This window comes from Cupriavidus agavae (genome assembly GCF_004217045.1).
Lineage (GTDB): Bacteria > Pseudomonadota > Gammaproteobacteria > Burkholderiales > Burkholderiaceae > Cupriavidus > Cupriavidus agavae.
The window spans coordinates 200,754-222,058 of sequence record NZ_SGXM01000002.1; the positions used below are offsets into that span (position 1 = coordinate 200,754).

General features: G+C 67.0%; 22 protein-coding genes. 17 read left to right on the top strand and 5 right to left on the bottom strand.

Features of this window, described 5'->3' with window-relative positions:
• Positions 1-9: 9 nt before the first annotated feature.
• On the bottom strand, positions 10-231 hold the full coding sequence (infA, locus tag EV147_RS11960) for a translation initiation factor IF-1 (RefSeq protein WP_101682497.1): 222 nt from the start codon (positions 229-231) through the stop codon (positions 10-12).
• Positions 232-247: 16 nt separating this feature from the next.
• Entirely contained in the window at positions 248-517 is a 270-nt protein-coding gene (locus EV147_RS11965) for an isochorismatase (protein ID WP_130391407.1), read from the bottom strand.
• A gap of 263 nt (positions 518-780) precedes the next feature.
• Here EV147_RS11965 and EV147_RS11970 point away from each other — a divergent pair, with 263 nt between their 5' ends.
• The gene (locus EV147_RS11970) at positions 781-2,346 is read left to right on the top strand and encodes an NHL repeat-containing protein (protein WP_130391408.1); all 1,566 of its coding nucleotides are present in this window, start codon (positions 781-783) and stop codon (positions 2,344-2,346) included.
• 129 nt (positions 2,347-2,475) lie between these two features.
• Here EV147_RS11970 and EV147_RS11975 read toward each other — a convergent pair whose 3' ends face one another.
• Complete coding sequence (locus EV147_RS11975; RefSeq protein ID WP_130391409.1) at positions 2,476-3,309, bottom strand: hypothetical protein; 834 nt, start codon at positions 3,307-3,309, stop codon at positions 2,476-2,478.
• A 41-nt stretch (positions 3,310-3,350) separates the two neighbouring features.
• Positions 3,351-3,908 (bottom strand): tetratricopeptide repeat protein, encoded by a 558-nt coding sequence (locus tag EV147_RS11980; RefSeq protein WP_235844704.1) that lies wholly within the window; start codon positions 3,906-3,908, stop codon positions 3,351-3,353.
• Between the two features lie 320 nt (positions 3,909-4,228).
• On the opposite strand from EV147_RS11980, the gene EV147_RS11985 reads away from it, so the two are divergent.
• The 7 genes from EV147_RS11985 (at position 4,229) to EV147_RS12015 (ending at position 12,399) form a co-directional block, all read left to right on the top strand.
• The gene (locus EV147_RS11985) at positions 4,229-6,214 is read left to right on the top strand and encodes a TonB-dependent receptor plug domain-containing protein (protein WP_130391411.1); all 1,986 of its coding nucleotides are present in this window, start codon (positions 4,229-4,231) and stop codon (positions 6,212-6,214) included.
• Positions 6,215-6,237: 23 nt separating this feature from the next.
• Positions 6,238-7,575: an HmuY family protein gene (locus tag EV147_RS11990; RefSeq protein WP_130391412.1), complete on the top strand. Its 1,338-nt coding sequence runs from the start codon at positions 6,238-6,240 to the stop codon at positions 7,573-7,575.
• Between the two features lie 24 nt (positions 7,576-7,599).
• Complete coding sequence (locus EV147_RS11995) at positions 7,600-8,634, top strand: hemin-degrading factor (RefSeq protein WP_130391413.1); 1,035 nt, start codon at positions 7,600-7,602, stop codon at positions 8,632-8,634.
• Between the two features lie 49 nt (positions 8,635-8,683).
• The gene (locus EV147_RS12000) at positions 8,684-9,523 is read left to right on the top strand and encodes a heme/hemin ABC transporter substrate-binding protein (RefSeq protein WP_130391414.1); all 840 of its coding nucleotides are present in this window, start codon (positions 8,684-8,686) and stop codon (positions 9,521-9,523) included.
• Positions 9,523-10,512 (top strand): FecCD family ABC transporter permease, encoded by a 990-nt coding sequence (locus tag EV147_RS12005; RefSeq protein WP_130391415.1) that lies wholly within the window; start codon positions 9,523-9,525, stop codon positions 10,510-10,512. Before EV147_RS12000 ends, EV147_RS12005 begins: the two co-directional genes overlap by 1 nt.
• A gap of 1 nt (position 10,513) precedes the next feature.
• Positions 10,514-11,299, top strand: coding sequence for a heme ABC transporter ATP-binding protein (locus tag EV147_RS12010; protein ID WP_130391416.1), 786 nt, complete (start codon positions 10,514-10,516; stop codon positions 11,297-11,299).
• Between the two features lie 116 nt (positions 11,300-11,415).
• Entirely contained in the window at positions 11,416-12,399 is a 984-nt protein-coding gene (locus EV147_RS12015; protein ID WP_130391417.1) for a Bug family tripartite tricarboxylate transporter substrate binding protein, read from the top strand.
• Between the two features lie 14 nt (positions 12,400-12,413).
• Here the strand turns inward: EV147_RS12015 and EV147_RS12020 are convergent, their stop codons facing one another.
• Positions 12,414-13,085 (bottom strand): cysteine hydrolase family protein, encoded by a 672-nt coding sequence (locus tag EV147_RS12020; protein WP_328591115.1) that lies wholly within the window; start codon positions 13,083-13,085, stop codon positions 12,414-12,416.
• Here EV147_RS12020 and EV147_RS12025 point away from each other — a divergent pair.
• From EV147_RS12025 to mnmH, 9 genes are all read left to right on the top strand, one after another.
• On the top strand, positions 13,084-13,596 hold the full coding sequence (locus tag EV147_RS12025; RefSeq protein WP_130391418.1) for a nucleoside deaminase: 513 nt from the start codon (positions 13,084-13,086) through the stop codon (positions 13,594-13,596). The two genes, EV147_RS12020 and EV147_RS12025, sit on opposite strands and share 2 nt — an antisense overlap.
• Before the next feature lie 199 nt (positions 13,597-13,795).
• Positions 13,796-14,710 carry a dihydrodipicolinate synthase family protein gene (locus EV147_RS12030; RefSeq protein WP_130391419.1) on the top strand — a complete coding sequence of 305 codons (915 nt, stop codon included), beginning with the start codon at positions 13,796-13,798 and terminating at the stop codon, positions 14,708-14,710.
• A 185-nt stretch (positions 14,711-14,895) separates the two neighbouring features.
• A complete protein-coding gene (locus tag EV147_RS12035) occupies positions 14,896-15,540 on the top strand; it encodes a TRAP transporter small permease (RefSeq protein ID WP_130391420.1) in 645 nt (214 codons plus the stop codon).
• A gap of 1 nt (position 15,541) precedes the next feature.
• Positions 15,542-16,807 (top strand): TRAP transporter large permease, encoded by a 1,266-nt coding sequence (locus EV147_RS12040; protein WP_130391421.1) that lies wholly within the window; start codon positions 15,542-15,544, stop codon positions 16,805-16,807.
• Positions 16,808-16,869: 62 nt separating this feature from the next.
• Positions 16,870-17,874 carry a TRAP transporter substrate-binding protein gene (locus tag EV147_RS12045; protein WP_130391422.1) on the top strand — a complete coding sequence of 335 codons (1,005 nt, stop codon included), beginning with the start codon at positions 16,870-16,872 and terminating at the stop codon, positions 17,872-17,874.
• Between the two features lie 100 nt (positions 17,875-17,974).
• Positions 17,975-18,658, top strand: a complete 684-nt coding sequence (locus EV147_RS12050) for a GntR family transcriptional regulator (protein ID WP_130391766.1) — start codon at positions 17,975-17,977, stop codon at positions 18,656-18,658.
• A 160-nt stretch (positions 18,659-18,818) separates the two neighbouring features.
• Positions 18,819-19,016: a DUF1653 domain-containing protein gene (locus tag EV147_RS12055; protein WP_235844736.1), complete on the top strand. Its 198-nt coding sequence runs from the start codon at positions 18,819-18,821 to the stop codon at positions 19,014-19,016.
• A 67-nt stretch (positions 19,017-19,083) separates the two neighbouring features.
• A complete protein-coding gene (gene selD / locus EV147_RS12060; RefSeq protein ID WP_130391424.1) occupies positions 19,084-20,157 on the top strand; it encodes a selenide, water dikinase SelD in 1,074 nt (357 codons plus the stop codon).
• Positions 20,154-21,221 (top strand): tRNA 2-selenouridine(34) synthase MnmH, encoded by a 1,068-nt coding sequence (mnmH, locus tag EV147_RS12065; protein WP_130391425.1) that lies wholly within the window; start codon positions 20,154-20,156, stop codon positions 21,219-21,221. The genes selD and mnmH overlap by 4 nt, the downstream gene beginning before the upstream one ends.
• Positions 21,222-21,305 lie beyond the last annotated feature (84 nt).

A 21,305-nucleotide genomic window follows, 5' to 3' on the forward strand; every position in this document is an offset into this window, starting at 1 on the left:
GCCGGCGCGTCAGTTCTTGTGGCGGTAGTTGATGCGCCCCTTGGTCAGGTCATAGGGCGACATTTCCAGTGTCACGCGGTCTCCGGCGAGCACGCGGATGCGGTTCTTCTTCAGGCGCCCGGACGAGTACGCCCACACCTCGAAGCCATTCTCCAGAATGACGCGGAACCGGTTGTCGGGCAGGACTTCGGAGACTTTGCCACCGAATTCGACGAGTTCTTCTTTTGCCATGATCTCTCCTGGGTCTTCAGGCGGCCGGGGCCAGTTTCGGGATGGACGGATTGCGTTTTGCCGACGAGCGTCGGCGCATGCGTGCCACGGCACTGTCGCCGGCATGCCGCGCGGCATGCTTGGCCTTGGCTTCCGACCCGAACGTGGCGTGTCGCATCGACACATTGGCGAGCACACGTTCGGCGCCGTTGCGGTACTCGGAGATCATGTAGCTGGCGAACCAGAGACCCGGTTCCTGCTGGATCGGGTAGACGGATACGGTGAATGAAGTGTTGTCGTTGTTCAAAAAGTTCTCGGTAGGCTACGGACGGTCGAGCAACGCCACTTGGCACGGATGCCAGTGCAGGGATGTCGCGGTAGCCGGTGTGGAGGAAGGCAAGGTCCCGGTCAGGGGGGACGATGACTGGCGGGGATTGACCCTGCGTGCGCAGGGGAGGCACCGGTATGGGTGCGCGCAAGCGGTCGCGCCGTGGGTCAAAAGATGCGGCGAATGCCCTTGGCGTCGAACTGGCGACGTGAGGCAAGCCCGACGCATGGTAACACCTTGGCGTGTTTCGCGCCGAAGTCCCGGTCATCGTGCACGGGTGTGGCTGCCGGGTTGCACGGCCTGGCGTCCTGTCTGGCCGCATCAAGATCCTCTGGCGTTGTGCCGATAAAGAGCGATGGCCCGTGGGGCCAGAAGCCCAAGCCCTATCCGCTCTCTCGCACAACGAAATCATGGAAGCAAACAGCCGCCTCAAGCAGCACACGCGGGCATTGACGCTCGTACTTGGTATTGCCGTTCTGTCCGGTTGCGGTGGTGGCGACAATCCGTCCGCCAGCACCCCTGCCCCCCAAACCGACACGACCCCGGTCGTCCCGGTCGTTCCCGCGGTACCCGTTCCCGTCACCTACACGGTGGGCGGCACGCTCTCCGGTCTCGCCGCCGCTGCATCGGTCGTGCTGCAGAACAACGGCGTTGACGCCCTCACGCTGTCCGCCAATGGCGCGTTCAAGTTCTCGACCGCCGTGACGGACCTCTACGCTGTCACCGTCGGTACACAGCCAACCGGCCAGACCTGCACAGTGACCCACGGCAGTGGTACCGCAGCCGCCGACGTGACGGACGTCAGCGTGGACTGTGTCAACAATCCGCCGGCTGCGGCCCAGGTGTCCACGCTCGCAGGCAGCGGAATCATGGGTTACCTCGATGCGACGGGAACCGCGGCGCGCTTCAGCCAGCCAGCCGGCATGGCCGTGGATGCACTCGGCAATGTTTTCGTCGCCGACAACGCCAACCACCGCGTCCGGAAGATCACGCCGTCTGGCGTGGTGACAACGATCGCGGGCTCCGGACCCGGGTCCGTTGACGCCACAGGTACGGCAGCAAGCTTCAGGTACCTGTCGGGTCTGGCCATCGATGCGGCCGGCAATCTCTACGTGGCGGACCAGATGAACCATCAGATCCGGAAGATCGATACCTCCCTCGCCGTCACGACCTTCGCAGGCTCGACCACGTTTGGCTCCGCCGACGGCACCGGCGCGGCCGCCGGCTTCCGCGAACCCTTTGCAATCTGCATCGACACAGCGGGCAACCTCTACGTGGCCGACAGCGCCAACAACATGATCCGCAAGATCACCCCCGCCGGCGTGGTCACCACGGTAGCGGGAACCACGCTCTACGGGCATGCCGACGGCACGGGAGCCGCTGCGTCGTTCTATACGCCGTCCGGCATCGCGGTCGACAGCGCCGGCAACGTCTATGTGGCCGACATGAACAACCACATGATCCGGAAGATCACGCCGGCCGGCGTGGTCACGACGCTGGCGGGCTCGACGACGTTGGGACGTGCCGACGGCACTGGCACTGCTGCGCAGTTCTACCTGCCACAGGGCATCGCGGTGGACAGCGACAACAACGTCTATGTGTCCGAGAAGGGCAACAGCACGATCCGCAAGATCACGCCGGCCGGCGTGGTCACGACGATCGCCGGGGGCCTGTCCAACGGAAGCGTCGATGGAGATGGCCCTTCGGCAACCTTCTGGTCCCCGTGGAGCCTGGCCATCGACAGCGCCCGCAACCTGTACGCCGCCGAACTGGGCAACAACATCATTCGCAAGATCGTGCTGCCCTGATGCCGCGCACGGCCGCACGAACGCACACCCGTCTGGCCGTGTGGCGCGCAATGCAAAAAAGCTCCGGAGAACCGGAGCTTTCTTGTTGCCCTCTCCGGCGCAAACACCGGAGCAGCCTTCCTTGAAGGGTTACGAACCCACCTTGAGGCGGCCGCCGCGTCCCAGGCCGCCCTTCACTTCCTGCGCCTTGTAGTTGCGCAGCGAGATCACCATGTTGTTGTAGGCGTCCATGAACGCTGCCACGGTGGCCTTGCCTTCCGGCGTGCGCGAGAAGCCGCCGAGGCCGCCGGCCGCGCCGCCGCCAAAGGCGCCCATCGCGGCGCCAAAGTTGGTAGCCGTGGCGTTGCCTTCCGAGATCGACAGTTGCACGCCCGAGCGAATGTCGAACGTGGTCAGCGTCACCACCGAAGCCTTGCTCGCCATGGCACCGCCCACCAGTGCGCCGGCCGCGCCAAACAGGCTGCCCACGCCCACGGCCAGTTGGCCCGTGGCGTCGTTGTCGATGATGATGGCCGGCTCCATGTAGAAATCGGCTGCCACGCGCTGGCCCTTCTGCTGCTTCGAGCCCGCGCGGAATTCGCCCGAGTTGCGCTGCTTGTCGGTAATCGCCGAGAGCTTGCTTTCCGTGCGGTTGTTACCCACCGACGTGATCACGAAGCAGTTCGACTGCTGCACGGCCAGGCGGATCAGCGGCTCGATCGTCGTGATCTTGGTTGCCGCGCCGAAGCTTGCGTACCACTCCTTGCCGCGGCCGTCATCCACCGCCAGCGTGCCCAGCGGCGCATCGCAGCGCTCCAGGGACGGGTTGGCATTCACGCTGGTTGCGCCACCCGCGGCGCCCGTCGCGGCCGTCGGGGCGGTTCCGGTGCTGATGCTGCCGCCAGCGCCCGGCATGCCGGCGCAGCCGGCCATGAACATGGAGGCAGCCAGGGCGGCCGCGCGCAAGGAAGTGATCTTGGGCATAACGTTTCGATTGATGGGTGGAAAGAGAACGGGCGGGGCGGCTAGCGGAGATACCAGCCGGCAGGACCCCATGCCCAGTAGTACGGATAGCTGCTGTACCAGGTGATCCAGGACTTCCGGTACGCCTCGCGCACCTGATACAGGCTCTGTTCGTCTTTCTTGGCGGCCTGCGCCTGCGGAATCAGCCGCTCGGCCTCCTTGCTGCCCTTGGCGGCGGCACGGATCAGCCAACCCTCGGCTTCGGCCGGGTCGGAACCCATTTCCTCGAAACCCATCAGGTAGATGCGGCCCAGCGCCAGTTGTGCCTGCATGTGGCCGTTGTCTCCGGCCTTGCGCAGCCATTCCAGCGCCTGGTACGTGTTGCGTTCCACCCCGTCGCCGCGCAGCAGGCGCAGCCCGAGGTCATACGCTGCATTCGGATTGCCTTCGGCTTTCTGCGCCAGCGCCTGCATGCGGCGCTCGGCCTCCGTGGCCGGCACGTCCTGCCAGGTGGAGATGCGCCGGTCCTGGTCGGTACAGGCGTTGCCGTTGCAGATGCGAACCGTCTGCGAGCGCGGAGCGAGCTGGTCGGCGGGCGTCTGCGCGCAGGCCAGAAGCATCAGAATTGACGAAAAAGACAGCGGAATTGCGAAACGCATACCTGACACCCCGAGCAATTATTTTCGTTTTGACAGCAGACGCTTTGTAAGAAAAGCGCTCGGAGTGTAACAGTTTGCACGGATGTCACGCATCACTTTTTGGTGCACGCGCTTACAAGTTGTTGCGAAAGAGACGCGTTTAAAGCGCAGCATGAGGCGCTTTGTACTACCGAAAACCGACGTTTCGGACACTTTTACAGGGTTAAGGAAAGTTAATACAACTGCGGATCAGAATCATTATCATTCGTGTCTGTTCTCAAACGAGCAGGTCCGCCCCCTTCATGCGTCTGAAATACCTTGCCGTCGTCGCCGGCACTTTGCTGTCCACCGCGCCGCATCTCCGAGCCCAGCCAGTTGCTGCGGACACGTCCCTGTCGACGGTGGTGGTCACCGGCACGCGTTCGGAAAAGACGCTCGACGAAACCCCGATCCGCACCGAAGTGGTGGACCGCCAGGAGATCGAGCGGACCCATGCCCGCACGCTCAAGGACGCGCTGGAAAACGTGCCCGGCCTGCAACTGCGCGAGATTCACGGCAAATCGGGCTACGAAGTCACGCTGCAGGGCATGACGGCCGACCAGGTGCTGATCCTGATCGATGGCCTGCCCATTACCGCCAGCACCGGCTCCACGGTCGATGTCTCGCAATACCTGCTCACCGAAGTCGACCATATCGAAGTGGTCAAGGGCGCAAGCTCGGCGCAGTACGGCAGTTCGGCCATGGGTGGCGTGGTGAACGTGATTACACGCCCGATCGCCAAGGGCTTCTCCGGCGCCGTCACCGCCGATGCCGGTACGTACGGCGGCCAGAATGCCGACGGCTCGCCGGGCGCGCTGCACGGCAATATACGGCTCGAAGGCGGCACCGAGCAGATCCGTGCCCGCATCAGCGCCGATGCGCTCGACAACAAGGGGTTCGCCGTCGACTCGGACGGCTGGACACGCCACGGCGACAAGATCCGGCGCGAGCAGTACGCCGGCCGCCTGGAATGGCTGCCGAGCAAGGCCGGCAAGTTCTGGTTCGACGCCAGCGCCTACCGCGAGACCGACGAACAGCGCTACCGCTACTACGCGCCGCCCGCCTATGTGCCGCAGCGCAAGACCGAGGACATCGACCGCAACCGCTATACCTATGGCGGCCAGTGGGCCTTCGATAACGGCGTACGCGCCCGGCTGGCCGGCGTACACGAGACCTACGACAGCACCTCGCGCGAGTATTCGAACGGCTTCCAGACCTCGCAGCGGAATTCGGCGCAGCAGACCGACCACGTTTCGGCCCAGTTCGACCTGCCGGCCTGGTATCGCCAACTGTGGCAGTTCGGCGGCGATTTCCATCGCGAGACGCTGAACCAGACCGTCAATGGCGCCTCGGAACTGGCTGGCGCGGGCAGTGCCGAGCGGACGGCCGGCGAGCTGTACCTGCAGAACGACGTCATCCTGAACGACACCTGGGAAATGGTCTTCGGGCTGCGGGGCCAGCACGATTCGGACTTTGGCAGCCATTTCGCGCCCAAGGTGGGCGTGCGTGCCAACCTGCTGTCGAGCGAGGACTGGAAGGGCGTGCTGCGCGCCAACTACGGCCAGGGCTACCGCGTACCGAACCTCAAGGAACGCCACTACCTGTTCGACCACAGCTCGCTGGGCTACATCGTGCTGGGCAATCCGGACCTCAAGCCCGAGTCGTCGAACAGCTTCCAGTTCGGTGGCCAGCTGACCTGGCGCGAACGTGTCACGGCCGACGTGAACCTGTTCTACAACCGCGTCTCGGACCTGATCCAGACCGACATGACCAACTTTGCGATGGTCAACGGGATTGCCGTCTACACCTACCGCAACGTGGCCCGCGCCAAGACACAGGGCGCCGAGACGTCGCTGCGCTGGCGCGCCACCAACACGCTGAACCTGACCGCTGCCTACACCTTCACGGACACCGAAGACCTGAACACCGGCACCGAGCTGACCCGCCGCCCGCGCCACATGGGCCGCCTGGGCGCCGACTGGCGCATCTTTCCGTCCACCGAACTGACTACCCGCGCCCGCTTCCAGAGCAGCGAACTGACCGATTCCGCCACCGGCGCGCGGTCGCCGGGCTGGGGCACGGTGGACCTGGTGCTGAACCAGAAGATCGGCAAGAGCGTGACCGCCTTCGTTGGCGTCAACAACCTGTTCGATCGCCAACGCGATTTTGCGAATGCCAGTGACTTCGGGCCCGTGGCGGGGCGCTTTATCTACCTGGGCGCACGTTTCAAGGTCGACGTCGTCCGCTAACAAGAAACCAACGGGGAAGCACCATGAAGAACGATACTCTCGTATTGCACCGCCGCGCGCTCGGCGCGCTCGGCGTCGCCACGCTGGCACTGGCCCTCGCTGCCTGCGGCGGCGGTGGCGATGACGGCGGCACGACCGCACCGGCAACCGGCGGCGGCAACACCAATACCGGCGGCGGCACCACGACCCCGCCGGCAGCAACCACGGCGTTCACGCAATCGGCGGAATGGAGCTTCGCGCTGCCGGCCGCCGGCGGCTCGCTGTGCTACGACTTCAACGCCAAGGCGCAGATCGCCTGCTCGGGCACGGCCTGGGACCTGATGGTCAAGACCGACACGGGCGGCCGCACCGCCAAGCTCTGGACCAACAGCGGCACCAGCGGCACCGGCAACGGCGGCGCCTTCGGCGGCCCGTTCGACCACACCTGGACGCAGCTGTCGGACTGGAAGAACGCCACGACCGACCCCGTCAGCGGCGCCCTGCCCGCCACCGTCTTCCTGAAGGATTCCGCCAGCAGCGTGTTCTCGGGCAGCAACGATATCGCCTCGGCCATCTTCGAATACGGCGTGACCGGCGCGGCCACCGACCACTCGCTGTACCCGACGTTCCGGACCTTCCTCATCACCACCAACAGCGCGAACGCCGATGCCACGGGCGCCACGCCGTCCACCGTCTTCGCCCTGCAGGTGACGGGCTACTACGGCGGCGCGGGCGGCACCACGTCCGGCTACCCGAGCTTCCGCTTCGTCGACCGCAACGCCCCGGGCAACGTGTACACGGCCAACGTCAACGCGTCGGCTGACTGGGTCTACTACGACCTGGTCAACCGCACGACCACCACCTCGACGGGCACCTGGCACATCGCGTTCAACCGCTACAACGTCAAGCTCAACGGCGGCGAGTCGGGTTCGGGCACGGTCGCGGGCTTCCTCGGCAAGACGCCGGCTGGCTTCTACGACACCGCCGGCAAGCCGGTTGCCTCGTCCTTTACCAACGTGAATGCCCTGACCACCACGCTGGCCGACCTGACCGCGTCGGACATGGCCCTGCCGGCCTCGGCAGCGCAGTGGAAGAAGGACGCCACGGCATCGGCCCTGAACCCGGCCAACTACACGGGCACCTACCCGAGCCCGCTGAACTACGGCTGGTTCACGTACTACCCGACCACGACGGCAGCCGCCGCAGCCGGCCTCCCGGCGGTGGCTCACCTGATCTCGGCGAACCCCGACGCAGGCGGCCTGATCCGTGGTGGCGAGGGCAGCACCTACGCCCGCTTCCATCTCACGAAGATCGCCTACGCCGATCCGAACGTGAACACGAGCCAGCAAACCTGGACCATCAACTTCGACGTCCAGCCCTGAGACTGACGCAACGGAACCCCTGACATGGAACAACAAGGCATCGACGCACTGCGCCAGCGTCATCAGGAACTGAGCGAGGCCCAGCCCAGGCTTCGCATCCGCGACCGCGCCCAGCGGCTCGGCGTGAGCGAGGCCGAGCTGGTGGCCGCCGGCTGTGGCGTCACCACGCGGCAGCTTGGTGGCACGGCGCAGCAGTTGTTCCGTGACCTCGCCACGCTGGGCCCGGTCATGGCGTTGTCGCGCAACGACAATGCCGTGCACGAGCGGCATGGCGAGTACCAGGGGATCGAGGCCGAGGGCCCGATGGGTATCGTGCTCGGTCCGGACATCGACCTGCGCATGTTCTTCGGCGCGTGGCGCCACTTCTATGCGGTGACCGAGAACGGGCGCGAAAGCATCCAGTTCTTCGACAAGGCCGGCGAGGCGGTGCACAAGGTCTACCGTACCGAGTCCAGCAACGCCGAGGCGTGGCAGGCGTTCATCGCACGCCACGCCGTGGACGGGGTGGCCCCGGTCACGGTGGAACGTGTCACGGCCGCCGAGGAAGCCGACGCGCCCGCCGATGGCGAGGCCTTCCGCTCGCACTGGCGCGGCCTGAAGGACACCCACGATTTCTTCGCCATGCTGCGGCAGTTCAAGGTGTCCCGTCTCGGCGCGCTGCGCACGGCGGGCAACGACCTGGCGCAACAGGTGGACAACGTGGCCGTGGAAACGGTGCTGCAGCGTGCGGCCGATTCGGGACTGCCGATCATGTGCTTCGTCGCCAACCGCGGCATCGTGCAGATCCACACCGGCCCGGTGCACAAACTGGTGCGTACCGGCCCCTGGTTCAACGTGCTGGACGAGAAGTTCAACCTGCACCTGAACACCGAGGCCGTGGTGTCGAGCTGGGTCGTCAACAAGCCCACGGTCGACGGGTGGGTCACGTCGCTGGAGCTCTATGGCGCCAGCGGCGAGCTGATCGTCCAGTTCTTCGGCGAGCGCAAGCCCGGCAAGCCGGAACTGCCGGCCTGGCGGGCGCTGCTCGAATCGCTGTGCCCGGTGGCACTGGCCGCCTGACGGCATCGGCTGTCGCTGCAACAAGGAACCAAGGAACCAAGGAAGCAAGATGAAACTGCTGCGCCCTGCGCTGTTGTCCCTGCTGTGCGCGGCAGGTATTGCCCAGGCCGCGCCGCCTGCCCGCGTTGTCGGGCTGGGTGGTGCGGTCACCGAAATCGTCTATGCGCTCGACGCCGGCCAGACCCTGGTGGGCGCCGATTCGTCGAGCATCTACCCGGCATCGGCCGCCAGGCTGCCGAAGGTCGGTTACTACCGCTCGTTCTCGGTCGAGGGCATCGCCAGCCTGAAGCCCGACCTCGTGCTGGCCTCTGACCAGAGCGGCCCGCCGCAGGCGCTGGAACAGGTCAGGAAGCTCGGCAGCAAGGTGGTGACGCTGCCATCCGAACCCACGCTCGAAGCGCTGGACCAGCGCATCCTCGGCACCGCCGCCGCGCTCGACGTGCCCGAGCGGGGCCGCGCCCTGGTAGACAAGCTCCATGCCGAACTGCGCGAGATCAAGCCCGTGACCGCCCCGGTGCGCGTGCTGATGGTCAGCAGCCACACCGGCAAGATGCAGGCCGTGGGCAGCGACACCGCCGGCAACGCCATGCTCCGGCTGGCCGGCGCAACCAACGTGCTCGGCAACCAGACCGGCTTCAAGCCATTCTCGGCCGAGGCGGCCGCCGCGCTGAAGCCCGATGTCATCGTCACCACGACGATGTCGGTCGGCGCCAGCGGCAGCGCGGCCGCATTCCTCGCCCAGCCCGGCATCAACGCCACCCCTGCCGCGCGCAACAAGCGCATCGTGGTGATGGACGACCTGCTGCTGCTCGGCTTCGGCCCCCGCCTGCCCGAAGCGCTGCGCCTGCTGCAGACCGGCCTGGCCATGCCGCAGACGGCGGCGCGCTGATGCGGGCGCACCGGCTGGGCGTCTTCACCGCCCTGTGCGCGATGCTGGTCTTCACCGCCCTGTGGGCGGCGGCCAGCGGCGCGCTGTCCATTCCGCATGGCAAGTTGCTGCCGCTGCTCTGGTCGGCCTCCGTCGATGGCGAGGACGCCATGTGGCGCAACGTGCTGATCGAAGTACGGCTGCCGCGCATCGTGCTGGCGGTGACCGTGGGCGCCGCGCTGGCGCTGTCTGGCGCCGTCATGCAGGCATTGTTCCGCAACCCGCTGGCAGAACCGGGCCTGATCGGCATTTCGCTCGGCGGCGCGGCCGGTGCCGTGGCGGCCATCGTGTTGGGCGCCGAAGGGCTGGCCGGCGTAGCGCCGGCGGCATTCGTCGGCAGCCTCGTCGCCACCGCCTTCGCCTACCGCCTGGGCTCGCGCCGGGGCGGCGCCGCCAACCTGCTGCTGGCCGGCATCGCCATCAATGCGATCTGCGCGGCCATCGTCGGTTTCTTTACCTACCAGGCCAGCGACGTACAGTTGCGCAACCTCACGTTCTGGAACATGGGCAGCCTGGCCGGCGCCACGTGGTCGATGCTGGCGTGGCTGGTACCGCTGGTCACCGTGCTGTGTGCACTGCTGCTGCGCGACTGGCGCGCCATGAACGCGCTGCTGCTCGGCGAGCGCGAGGCGCAGCATCTGGGTTTCAACCTGAAACGGCTGCGCCGCCGGCTGATCGTCCTGACCGCGTTGCTGGTGGGGCCGATCGTCGCCGTGACCGGCACGATTTCCTTCGTCGGGCTGGTGGTGCCGCACCTGGTGCGCATGCCGCTGGGCGCCGACCATCGCTGGCTGCTGCCAAACACGCTGGCCGGTGGCGCCATCGCCATGACGCTGGCCGACTGGCTGTCGCGCACCGTGGTCGTGCCGGCCGAACTGCCGATCGGCATCGTGACCAGCCTCGTGGGCGGGCCATTCCTGCTCTGGATGCTGATACGGAAAGGACGCTGACATGCTGCGCGCAGACAATCTACGTTGCAAACGCGGGCGGCGCGAGGTGCTGTCCGGCATCGACCTGCAACTGCCGGCCGGTGAGGTGCTCGGCGTGCTGGGTGCCAACGGGGCCGGCAAGAGCACGCTGCTCGGCACCTTCGCCGGGGAAATTCCGGCCGACGATGCCGCGCTCTCGCTCGGCGGGCGGCCGTTGCAGGACTGGCACGTGGCCGATCTGGCCCGTACGCGCGCCGTGCTGCCGCAATCGCCAGGTCTCGGTTTCGATCTCGATGTGACCGAGGTGGTCACCATGGGCGCCTATCCGTTCCCGGAGCTCGGCCGTCCGGCGCTCGATGCGCTGATCCGCCGCGCACTGGGGCTGGCCGATGTGCTGGCGCTGGCCACGCGCGACTACCAGAGCCTGTCAGGCGGCGAACAGCAGCGCGTGCAGTTTGCCCGCACGCTGGTACAGGTGCTGGCCTGCCGCGACGTTGGCGCCTATCGCGCGCTGCTGCTCGACGAGCCGATCTCCAGCCTCGATCCCCGGCACCAGTTGCTGCTGCTCGATGCCGTGAAGACGCTGAGCCGCACCGATGGGCTGGCCGTACTCGTCGTGCTCCATGACGTGAACCTGGCCGCGCGCTGGTGCGACCGCCTCCTGCTGCTGGCCGAGGGCCGTACCGCCGCCTACGGCGCGCCGGCCGACGTGCTGACGCCCGAGAATCTGGCCCGGGTCTACGGCATGCCGGCCAGCGTGCTGCCCTCGCCGGTGCATGCGGGGGTGCCGCTGGTGGTGTTCGGGTGAAGCGTTTGGGAACTGACGGGGCGACCGGACTGCCGTTATATCCATATTGCGGATCGGTCGTTTGACCCTGGCGCGAGTCGGGGTAACCTGCACGGCCTCTCAGTACGGTCGTCCCCATGTCTTCCCGCTTCGTTCTGCGCAGTACCCTGCTCTCCCTGGCGCTCGGCGTCACCGTTTCCGGCGGCGCGGCTGCCGAGACCTACCCCTCCCGGCCGATCCGTCTTGTCGCCCCCTACCCGCCCGGCGGCGCCACCGATGTGCTGGCGCGCCTGCTCGGCAAGCAGCTGGGCGACCGCCTGGGCCAGCCGGTGGTCGTCGAGAACCGCGCGGGCGCCGGCACCGTGATCGGCGCGGCATACGTCGCCAAGGCGGCGCCGGATGGCTACACGCTGCTGCTGACCGCCGGCACCACCACCTTCACGATCAACCCGGCGCTGCAGTCGAACCTGCCCTACGATCCCATCAAGAGCTTCGAGCCGATCGGCTTCGCCACGCGCCTGCCGCTGGTGCTGGTTGCCAATCCGAAGGCTGGCATCCACAACCTGCGCGACCTCGTCGCCAAGGCCAAGGCAGAGCCGGGCAAGTACAGCTACGGCTCGTTCGGGCAAGGCAGCACGGCGCATTTCGCTGGTGAATTGCTCTGGAACAGCGCCGGTGTGAAGCTGGTGCACGTGCCGTACAAAGGCAGCGCACCGGCGATGAACGACCTGCTCGGCGGACAGATTCCGCTGGCCATCGACACAGTGACGGCCGTGGCGCCCCAGATCAAGGCCGGCAAGATCCAGGCGCTGGCGGTCACCACGGCACGCCGTTCGGCGCAACTGCCGAACGTGCCGACCGCTGCCGAAGCCGGCATCCCCGGCGTTGACATCGACGCCTGGTCGATCCTCGCCGCTCCGCGCGGCCTGCCCGACGATGTGCGCCAGAAGCTCACCAAGGCGTTCAGCGACACGTTGGCCGACCCGTCGACGCGCAAGCAACTGGAAGACGCCGGCTTCGAGCCGCGCTACGGCACGCCGGCACAGGCGCAGGCGCAAATCGAATCCGAACTGCCGAAGATGCGCGCCGTGGCACAGCGCGCGGGCATCAAGGCGGAATAAGCGGGTCATACCGGTCAGGCGCCGCCGGCAAACACAGCGGCGGCCGGCTTGAGCGTGACACGCGGGCCAAAACTGACGATCCCGGCGAGCGTCTGGTTGTGATGGCGGACGATCTGCGCCGCGCTCAGGTCATCGCCGGCCACCGTGGTGTGGCCGTCCTCCACCAGCGTCACCGGATAACCGAGCGCCAGCGCGCGCCGCGTGGTGGTATCCACGCAGAACTGGCTCTGCATGCCGCAGATCACCAGTTCCTCTATCCCGTGCTGCTCCAGCCGGGCCGCCAGCTCGGTGTTATGGAACGAGTCGGGCGTGGTCTTGCGCACGCGCAGATCGGATGCCTGCGCCGCCAGCCCCGGCGCCAATTGCCACCGCGGCGATCCGAATTTCAGGAAATCAGACGCCGATTCATGCTGGACGAAGATCACCGGCATTCCAGCCGCCCGGGCCCGGGCAGCCACCCCGTTGATACGCCCGACCATTTCCTGCCAGCCCACCCCGGCGTGTTCGCCTTCGCAGAGGCCTTGCTGGACATCGATGACGATCAGGGCGGATTTCATGATGAATAGGGGAAGATGGGATCGCGCATGATGCCATGCGCCGTGGCACCGCAGAGCTTTCCTGCCATCTGGCACGATGCGTGCTGACCTCCAGCCCTTTCCGCTGCCCCATCCGAGGACGACCACCATGACCGATTCCACGCTGCCCGCCCAGGGCCTGCCCCCCTCCGCCGACCAGATCCGCCGGCACCTGCGCCGCGCGCAGGCCGTGGCCGAACGAGCCATCGGCCTGGGTCACCACCCGTTCGGCGCCATCCTGGTCGGTCCAGACCAGGAAACCGTGCTGCTGGAACAGTGCAACATCGACACGGTCAATCACGCCGAATCCACGCTGGCGCGGGTGGCCGCGACCAACTTCACGCCGGAGTACCTGTGGGGCTGTACGCTGTACACGACCGTGGAGCCCTGCTGCATGTGCGCCGGCACGGCGTACTGGGCCAATATCGGCCGGGTGGTGTTCGGCATGACCGAACATGCGCTGCTGCAGGTCACGGGCAGCCACGCCGAGAATCCGACCATGAGCGTGCCTTCGCGCTATGTGTTCGATCACTGCCAGAAGCCGGTTGAACTGATCGGGCCGGTACCAGAGATGGAAGCCGAGATCGCCGGGCTCCAGCAGCGGTTCTGGGCCGGGCGCTAGTCCGGCACGGCTTCGGTGCCGCGTTCGCCGGTGCGGTGCAAGACGCGCACCGGCGTCGCGCTCGACCACCCTTCCCCCATCCCGCCAATCAGGGATTTCACTGGCATTGCTCTTGCTAGAACTTTCTCGCAAGATATCCTAAATATATTTACAGGATATTTGCGACGCGTTCCCCTGTGTTTTCACCCGAGGAGTTTTCATGAGCAATCCCCGCTGGACCGGCATCTTCCCGGCCATCACCACCAAGTTCCATGCCGACGAGCGCATCGACGCCGAAGGCACCATGCGTCACATTGACTTCCAGATCCGCAATGGCATCCATGGCTTGGTGACCTGCGGCTCGCTGGGCGAGGCCAGCACGCTCTCGCCGGAAGAAAAACTCGACGTGGCCCGGATCGCGCTGGAAGCCGCCGACGGCCGCATTCCGGTGCTGGCCAACGTGTCCGAGACCAGCACGCGCGACGCGCTGCGCTATATCGATGGCGCCAACAAGCTGGGCGTGGCCGGTTTCATGGTGATGCCGTCCGTGATCTACGTCGCCGATGCGCGCGAGGCGATGCAGAACGTGCGCGCCATGGCCGAGGCCGCCCAGCAGCCGGTCATGGTCTACAACAACCCGGTGGCGTACCGCGTGGACCTGAAGCCCGAGCACATGGCCGAACTGGCCGACTGCAAGTGGCTGGCGGCCGTCAAGGAGAGCACCGGCGACATCCGCCGCGTGACCGACCTGCGCAACACCGTGGGCGACCGCTACCAGATCTTCATGGGCGTGGACGACCTGGCCTACGAAGGGCTGGCGCTCGGCTGCGATGGCCTGCTGGCGGGCGTGGGCTGCGCTTTCCCGCGCGAGACCGTGGCCCTGTTCGATCTGATGAAGGCCGGTGAATTCGGCAAGGCACTCAAGCTCTACCAGTGGATGACACCGATGCTCCATCTCGATGTCTCCAACAAGCTCGTGCAGAACCTGAAGCTGATCGATGCGCTGGTCGGCGTGGGCACGGAGCACATGCGCCGCCCGCGCCTGCCGCTGGTGGGCGAGGAGCGCGCGTTTGTCGAGCGCGTGGTGCGCCAGGCGCTGGAGACGCGCCCCACGCAGTACCAGTCGGTGCCCTGAGCGCCCGCAAGCCGGGCCGGTGGCCCGGTGGCCGTCCACACGGCCACTGGCACCCAACTTGCTGCAGTCCTCGCAAATATATTTGAAATATCCGCCAATCGCCCGCCCATGCCCCGCTGCCGCGCATCCCTGCACCGGCACATGGCGGGGGGCGCCCGGCGGCCACCGACATGGAGCCTCCCGCAATGCCCGACCCCTCCCTCACAGCGGATGCCGAAGCACCCGCCAGCCCGCCGGTAGCCCTGCCCGTGCGCTGCCTGCTCGCGCTGTCGGACGGCGTGCTGGCCGTGGAGCGCTATCTGTTGGGCGGACTGATGACGCTGCTCGTGGTGCTGATCCTGCTGAACGTGGTCACGCGTTACGCGGGGCTGCCGCTCTACTGGGTGGACGAGGCCTCGGTCTACGCGGTGGTGTGGCTCACGTTCGTGGGCGCCTCGGTCATGACGCGGCTGCGGCTCGACTTCGCCGTGGGCCTGCTGACCGACCACCTCGGCCCGAAGGCGGCCAAAGCCGCCAAGGTGCTCTCCACGGGCGGCGTGCTCGTGTTCGGGCTGGCGCTTGCCTGGATGTGCTGGCTCTGGATGGACCCGCTGGGCATCGCGCGCTACCACTTCGACGCGAAGGAGTTCGCGGCCGAGACCTTCAACTTCCTCTACACCGAACACACGCAGACGCTGGAATGGCCGGTATGGGTGCTGCAGTTGATCATGCCGCTGTGCGCGCTGACCATCAGCCTGCACGCGCTGGCCAACCTGCTCGAAGACCTGGAGCTGGCGCCGCGCCGCACCTTCCCCGAATTCCAGGTCGGCAACTCCGACGCGGTGAACTGACATGGTGACCACCCTCTTCTTCTGCGCCGTGCTGCTGGCCGGCGTGCCGATCGGCATCTGCCTGTGCCTGTCCGGGCTGGCCTTCATCTTCGCCACCGGCGATACCGTGCTGCTGCAGTCATTCCCCACACAGATGTTCGCGGGCGTGGACAGCTACGGCCTGATCGCCATCCCGCTGTTCATCCTGATCGGCGAGATCATGAACAGCGGCGGCATCACGCGCCGGCTGGTGGACCTGTCGATGGCCTTCGTCGGCTCGGTCAAGGGCGGGCTGGCCTACGTGAACATCCTGGCCAACATGCTGGTGTCGTCGATCATCGGCTCGGCCACGGCGCAGGTGGCAATCATGGCGCAGGTCATGGTGCCCGAGATGGAGAAACAGGGCTACGACAAGACCTTCGCCGCCGGCCTGACCGTCTACGGCGGCATGCTGGGCCCGATCATCCCGCCATCGGTGATGTTCGTGGTCTACAGCGTGCTGGCGCAGGTGGCCGTGGGCGACATGCTGATCGCCGGCATCCTGCCCGGCGTGCTGCTGACCGTGCTGTTCTTCGTGATCATCGCCATCATGGGCCTGTTCTACAACTACCCGCGCAGCGCCCGCAAGAGCCTGCGCGAGCGGGCCATGACCGTGCTGACGGCCAGCCCCACGCTGCTGATCCCGATCGTGATCGTCGGTTCCATCCTCGGCGGCGTGGCCAACCCGACCGAAGCCGCCGCCGTGGGCGCCGTGGCCGCCGCGCTGGTGGGCCGCTACGTGACGAAGGAGTTCGACTTCCGCACGCTACCGGCCATCCTGCTGCGCTCGGCCATCTACTCGGCCATCGTGCTGTTCCTGGTGGCCGCCGCCGCCGTGTTCTCGTGGCTGCTGATCTACGGGAAGATCCCGCAGATGGTGGCGGCGTGGATCCAGACGGTGGCGCACAACCCGGTCCAGTTCCTGCTGCTGGCCAACGTGATCCTGCTGATCATCGGCACCGTGATCGACGGCATTCCGGGCCTGATCATGACCGTGCCGATCCTGCTGCCGGTGGCCACCGAGGTCTACCACATCGACCCGCGCCATTTCGGGGTGGTGATCGTCATCAACCTGGTGCTCGGGCTGATGTCGCCGCCCGTGGGCCTCAGTTTCTTCGTTGCCTCCGCCGTCACCGGCGCCAAGCCCGGCAAGATGTTCATGATCACGATGCCGTTTTTCGTGATTTCGTGCGTCGGCCTGGTACTGCTGTCGCTGTTCCCCAGCCTTTCCATCGGACTGCTGAACTGAGTCCGTCCACCTTCAACCCTTCGCCGCATCCCCCCGTCGAACCGAAAGCCCAGGAGCCTGCCATGACCGCCCTCTTCACCCGCCGCCGTTTCCTCCAGACCGCCGCCGTGGCCACGGCCGCCGCACCCATGGTGATCACATCCACCACGCGCGCCGCCACGCAGAAGGAGTTCCGCCTGGGCCTGATCACGCCGGCCGGGCACTCGTGGAACCGTGCCGCCGTGGCGTTCGGCGAATCGCTGAAGAAAGAGACCCAGGGCCGCCTCAGCGCCACGGTGTTCCACTCGGGCCAGCTCGGCAACGAAGCCGCGATGATGCAGCAGCTCCAGTCCGGCGCGCTCGACATGGGCTGGATCCAGGCCGCCGAGCTTGGCTCGCGTGTGTCCAGCGTGGCCGCCATCAACGCGCCTTACCTGGTGCGCTCCACGGGCAGCGTGGCCAGGCTGGTGCGCACACCGGCGGCCCTGAAGCTGCTCGATGCGCTGCCGCGCGAGACGGGCACCATCGGCCTGGGCTGGGGCATCACGGGCATGCGCGTGGTGTTTGCCACGCGCGACATCAACACGCCGGACGACCTCAAGGGCATGAAGCTGCGGATCAACCCGACGCCGGTTTACCGCGATTTCTACTCGATGCTGGGCGCCGCGCCGACGCCGATTCCCACGCCAGCGGTCTTCGACGCCATGACCAACGGCCAGGTGGATGGCCTGGAGGCCGACATCGAACTGTCCTGGAACCAGCGCTACGACAAGATCTCGAAATCGCTGCTGCCGATGAACGCGCTGTTCATGCCGTTCGCGCCGCTGGTGTCGGGACGCATCTGGGCCACGCTCGACGCCCGGGACAAGGATCTCGTGCGCGCGCTGGTGACGCAGGCCCTGAACAACCAGATCAACGACATCGTGACCACCGAGGCCGGCCTGATCGAGAAGCTCAAGCAGTCGTCGGTGACCTTCAAGAGCGCGTCGAACTACGATCCGCAGCCCGCGATCCAGAAATTCGATGCCATGTGGGTGGCCAAGGCCCCGGCCATTCCCGAACTGCGCAAGATCGGCGCCACGCTCTGAGCCCGTCCGTGGTGGCGCCGCGCGCTACGGCATAATGTCAGCGCCGCCCGACGGGGCGGTGCGCCCGCCACGCGTGCGCCACGCGGCTTTCCTGTACGAGATGCCTACACCCAAGACTCCCGGCAATGGCGCGCCCGCCGCCGACATCGGCAAGCGGCGCGCCGCAGACGTTGCCTACGACAAGATCGAGACCCTGATCTCCAAGCTGGAGATCGCCCCGGGCAGCCCGGTCGTGGAGGCCGAACTGGCCGAACTGACCGAACTCGGCCGCACGCCGGTACGCGAGGCGCTGATGCGCATGGTGTCGATCGGGCTCGTGGTCCAGCAGCCGCGCCGCGGCCTGATGGTTTCGACCATCGACGTCATGGACCACCTGGACGTCATCGCCACGCGGCGTGTGCTCGAACGGCTGATTGCGACCCACGCCGCCCGCCGCGCCACCGACGTCCAGCGCAAGGCGCTGCTGGCCAGCGCCCAGAAGATGGTCAAGGCGGCCCAGCGCGGCAACCTCGACGAATACATGGCCGCCGACCAGGCGCTCGACCATATCAACCACGCCGCCTGCCGCAACCGCTCCGCCGTGAAGGCCGTGGTGCCGCTGATCGTGCAGTGCCGGCGCTTCTGGTACGCCTACCAGCACGAGGGCGAGATTGCCGAGGGCGCCCAGGCGCATCTGGTGATGGCGCAGGCCATTGCATCCGGCAACGAGGCCGACGCGGCGCGCGGGGCGGATCAGCTGATGGACTATCTGGAAAGGTTTGCGAGAAGGGTGGTGGCGGGGTAGCAGATTGCAAACCAGCAGTAGAATTCGGACCTCAGCATTCCGCCAAGGTCCCCCCATGCAACAGCCCACCCTCGCCGCCATCCGCGACGCCTTCGACCTCGTCACCGCCTTTACCCAGCAAACCGAGCCGCAATACAAAGTCACCACCGAAGCCGAAGCGCTGCAGCTCGCCACGCATCGCCACTACAAAGGCGGCCTCTACCGGCGACTCTTCGAATCGAAACACAGCGAAACCGGTGACGTGCTGACGGTATACGTTCACCTCTGGCCCCACGAAACCGGCGGCTGGGCGCGTCCGGCCGAAATGTTCCACGGCAGGCTGGAGGACGAGCGGCTGCGCTTTGTGCCGCTTGGCTGAGGTAGGTCCGGCAGCGGTGTAAAGTACGCGCTTATCTGCCACCGCGCCCGTCCGGGCCCCGCCGACCATGAGCCAACTGACCACGACATCCGGCGCCGCCGCGCCGGTGCGGCTGACGAGTTTTTCCCATGGCGGCGGCTGCGGCTGCAAGATCGCGCCCGGCGTGCTGACCGAAATCCTGCGCGGCAGCACGGGCCTGCCGATCCCGTCCGAGCTGCTGGTCGGCATCGAGACTTCCGACGACGCCGCCGTCTACCAGCTCAACGACGACCAGGCGCTGATCGCCACAACCGATTTCTTCATGCCGATCGTCGACGATCCGTTCGACTTCGGCCGCATTGCCGCCACCAACGCCATCAGCGACGTCTACGCCATGGGCGGCAGGCCGATCATGGCGCTGGCGCTGGTAGCGATGCCGGTCAACCAGTTGCCGCTGGACGTCATCGGCCGCGTGCTCGAAGGCGGCCAGGCCGTGTGCCGGGCAGCCGGGATACCGATTGCCGGCGGCCACACGATAGATTCGGTCGAGCCGATCTACGGGCTGGTGGTGATGGGCCTGGCGCACCCCTCGCGTATCCGGCGCAACCGCGATGCGCGCGCCGGCGACGTGCTCGTGCTCGGCAAGCCGCTGGGCGTGGGCGTGCTGTCCGCCGCGCTCAAGAAGGGCTTGCTTGGCGATGCCGGCTACGCACGGATGATCGACACCACCACGCGGCTCAACACGCCCGGCGTGGCGCTGGCCGAACTCGACGGCGTCCATGCCCTGACCGATGTCACCGGCTTCGGCGTGGCCGGCCATACGCTGGAACTGGCGCGTGGCGCCGGCCTGCGTGCCGTGCTCGAATGGCCACGCCTGCCGCTGCTGCCCGAGGTGGCGGCGCTGGCGGCACAGGGCCATGTCACGGGGGCCTCGCGGCGCAACTGGGAAGGCTACGGCGCCGAGGTGCAGCTCGACGCCGGCCTGCCCGACATTGCCCAGGCGCTGGTTACCGACCCGCAGACCAGCGGCGGCCTGCTGGTCAGTTGCGCGCCCGGCGCGGTGGAACAGGTCATGGCCATTTTCCGCAACGAGGGCTTCGGCCAGGCCAGCGTGGTCGGCCGCATGGAGGCCGGCGCGCCGGGGCTCACCGTTACCGTATGAAGCCGTTTGCACGCGTGGGAGATCGCCACGCCTTTGACACGATCGTCGATGCGCGGTCGCCCGCCGAATTCGAACTCGACCATATGCCCGGCGCCATCAACTGCCCGGTGCTCGACAACGAGGAGCGCCGCATTGTTGGCACGCTCTACAAACAGTCCGGCCCGTTCGAGGCCCGCCGCGTGGGCGGCGCCATGGTAGCCGCCAACCTGGCGCGCCATCTGCAGGGCGCGTTTGCCGAACGCCCCGCCAACTGGCGCCCGCTGGTCTATTGCTGGCGCGGCGGCCTGCGCAGCGGATCGATGACCACCTGGCTGCGCATGGTGGGCTGGGACGCCCAGCAACTGGCCGGCGGCTACAAGTCGTGGCGCCGCCATGTACTGGACACCTTCGAGTCACAAGTGCCCCAACTGGCGCTGGTCATGATCTGCGGCGCCACCGGCAGCGCCAAGACCCGCCTGCTGCAGGCGCTGGCGGCGCTGGGCGAGCAGGTGCTCGACATCGAAGGCATGGCGCGCCACAAGGGTTCGCTGCTGGGCGCACTGCCCGATATCGCCCAGCCGTCGCAGACCGCCTTCGAAACGGCGCTGGCGGACCGCATCGACACGTTCGACCTGACGCGGCCGGTGTTCGTGGAAGGCGAAGGTGCCCGGATCGGCCAATTGAACCTGCCGGTGCCGCTGGTGGCACGCATGCGCGCCAGCCCGTGCATGGAAATCCAGGCCGCCTGGCCGGCGCGGCTCGCCTATCTGCTGCAGGATTACGCCTACCTCGGCGACCGCCCTGACTGGCTTGCCACCCAATTGGGACGCCTGACCCCGCTGCTCGGCCGCAAGACCATCGCCGAATGGCAGGCGCTGGCCCATGCGCGTGACCTGCCCGCCCTGTTCACCGAACTGGCGCTGCGCCACTACGACCCGTCGTACGAGCGTTCGCAGCGCAAGCATTTCCACGCCTGGGACAACCGTGTGGCGGTGCCGGCCAATGACCTGTCCGAAGCCGGCATCGCGCGGCTGGCAGCGCACGTGGCGGCGCTGGCGGCGCAGCGCGAAACGCCCGGCCGGTAACCCCGTCCCGATTGGCGAACAGTCCGGCCAGCGCCCCCGGATTGCCAAGGATGCGTCGGAATGGTATCTTCCGCCGCCATGAGT

What these genes read in the sequence shown, in the direction of transcription:
- EV147_RS11975 (WP_130391409.1), bottom strand. Translation starts at nt 3,309, where the DNA reads ATGCCCAAGATCACTTCCTTGCGCGCGGCCGCCCTGGCTGCCTCCATG.
- EV147_RS11990 (WP_130391412.1), top strand. Translation starts at nt 6,238, where the DNA reads ATGAAGAACGATACTCTCGTATTGCACCGCCGCGCGCTCGGCGCGCTC.
- EV147_RS12025 (WP_130391418.1), top strand. Translation starts at nt 13,084, where the DNA reads ATGACCGATTCCACGCTGCCCGCCCAGGGCCTGCCCCCCTCCGCCGAC.
- infA (WP_101682497.1), bottom strand. Translation starts at nt 231, where the DNA reads ATGGCAAAAGAAGAACTCGTCGAATTCGGTGGCAAAGTCTCCGAAGTC.
- EV147_RS12020 (WP_328591115.1), bottom strand. Translation starts at nt 13,085, where the DNA reads ATGGTGGTCGTCCTCGGATGGGGCAGCGGAAAGGGCTGGAGGTCAGCA.
- EV147_RS12045 (WP_130391422.1), top strand. Translation starts at nt 16,870, where the DNA reads ATGACCGCCCTCTTCACCCGCCGCCGTTTCCTCCAGACCGCCGCCGTG.
- EV147_RS11995 (WP_130391413.1), top strand. Translation starts at nt 7,600, where the DNA reads ATGGAACAACAAGGCATCGACGCACTGCGCCAGCGTCATCAGGAACTG.
- EV147_RS12030 (WP_130391419.1), top strand. Translation starts at nt 13,796, where the DNA reads ATGAGCAATCCCCGCTGGACCGGCATCTTCCCGGCCATCACCACCAAG.
- EV147_RS12040 (WP_130391421.1), top strand. Translation starts at nt 15,542, where the DNA reads ATGGTGACCACCCTCTTCTTCTGCGCCGTGCTGCTGGCCGGCGTGCCG.
- selD (WP_130391424.1), top strand. Translation starts at nt 19,084, where the DNA reads ATGAGCCAACTGACCACGACATCCGGCGCCGCCGCGCCGGTGCGGCTG.
- EV147_RS12000 (WP_130391414.1), top strand. Translation starts at nt 8,684, where the DNA reads ATGAAACTGCTGCGCCCTGCGCTGTTGTCCCTGCTGTGCGCGGCAGGT.
- mnmH (WP_130391425.1), top strand. Translation starts at nt 20,154, where the DNA reads ATGAAGCCGTTTGCACGCGTGGGAGATCGCCACGCCTTTGACACGATC.
- EV147_RS12005 (WP_130391415.1), top strand. Translation starts at nt 9,523, where the DNA reads ATGCGGGCGCACCGGCTGGGCGTCTTCACCGCCCTGTGCGCGATGCTG.
- EV147_RS12050 (WP_130391766.1), top strand. Translation starts at nt 17,975, where the DNA reads ATGCCTACACCCAAGACTCCCGGCAATGGCGCGCCCGCCGCCGACATC.
- EV147_RS12035 (WP_130391420.1), top strand. Translation starts at nt 14,896, where the DNA reads ATGCCCGACCCCTCCCTCACAGCGGATGCCGAAGCACCCGCCAGCCCG.
- EV147_RS11980 (WP_235844704.1), bottom strand. Translation starts at nt 3,908, where the DNA reads ATGCTTCTGGCCTGCGCGCAGACGCCCGCCGACCAGCTCGCTCCGCGC.
- EV147_RS11985 (WP_130391411.1), top strand. Translation starts at nt 4,229, where the DNA reads ATGCGTCTGAAATACCTTGCCGTCGTCGCCGGCACTTTGCTGTCCACC.
- EV147_RS12015 (WP_130391417.1), top strand. Translation starts at nt 11,416, where the DNA reads ATGTCTTCCCGCTTCGTTCTGCGCAGTACCCTGCTCTCCCTGGCGCTC.
- EV147_RS12010 (WP_130391416.1), top strand. Translation starts at nt 10,514, where the DNA reads ATGCTGCGCGCAGACAATCTACGTTGCAAACGCGGGCGGCGCGAGGTG.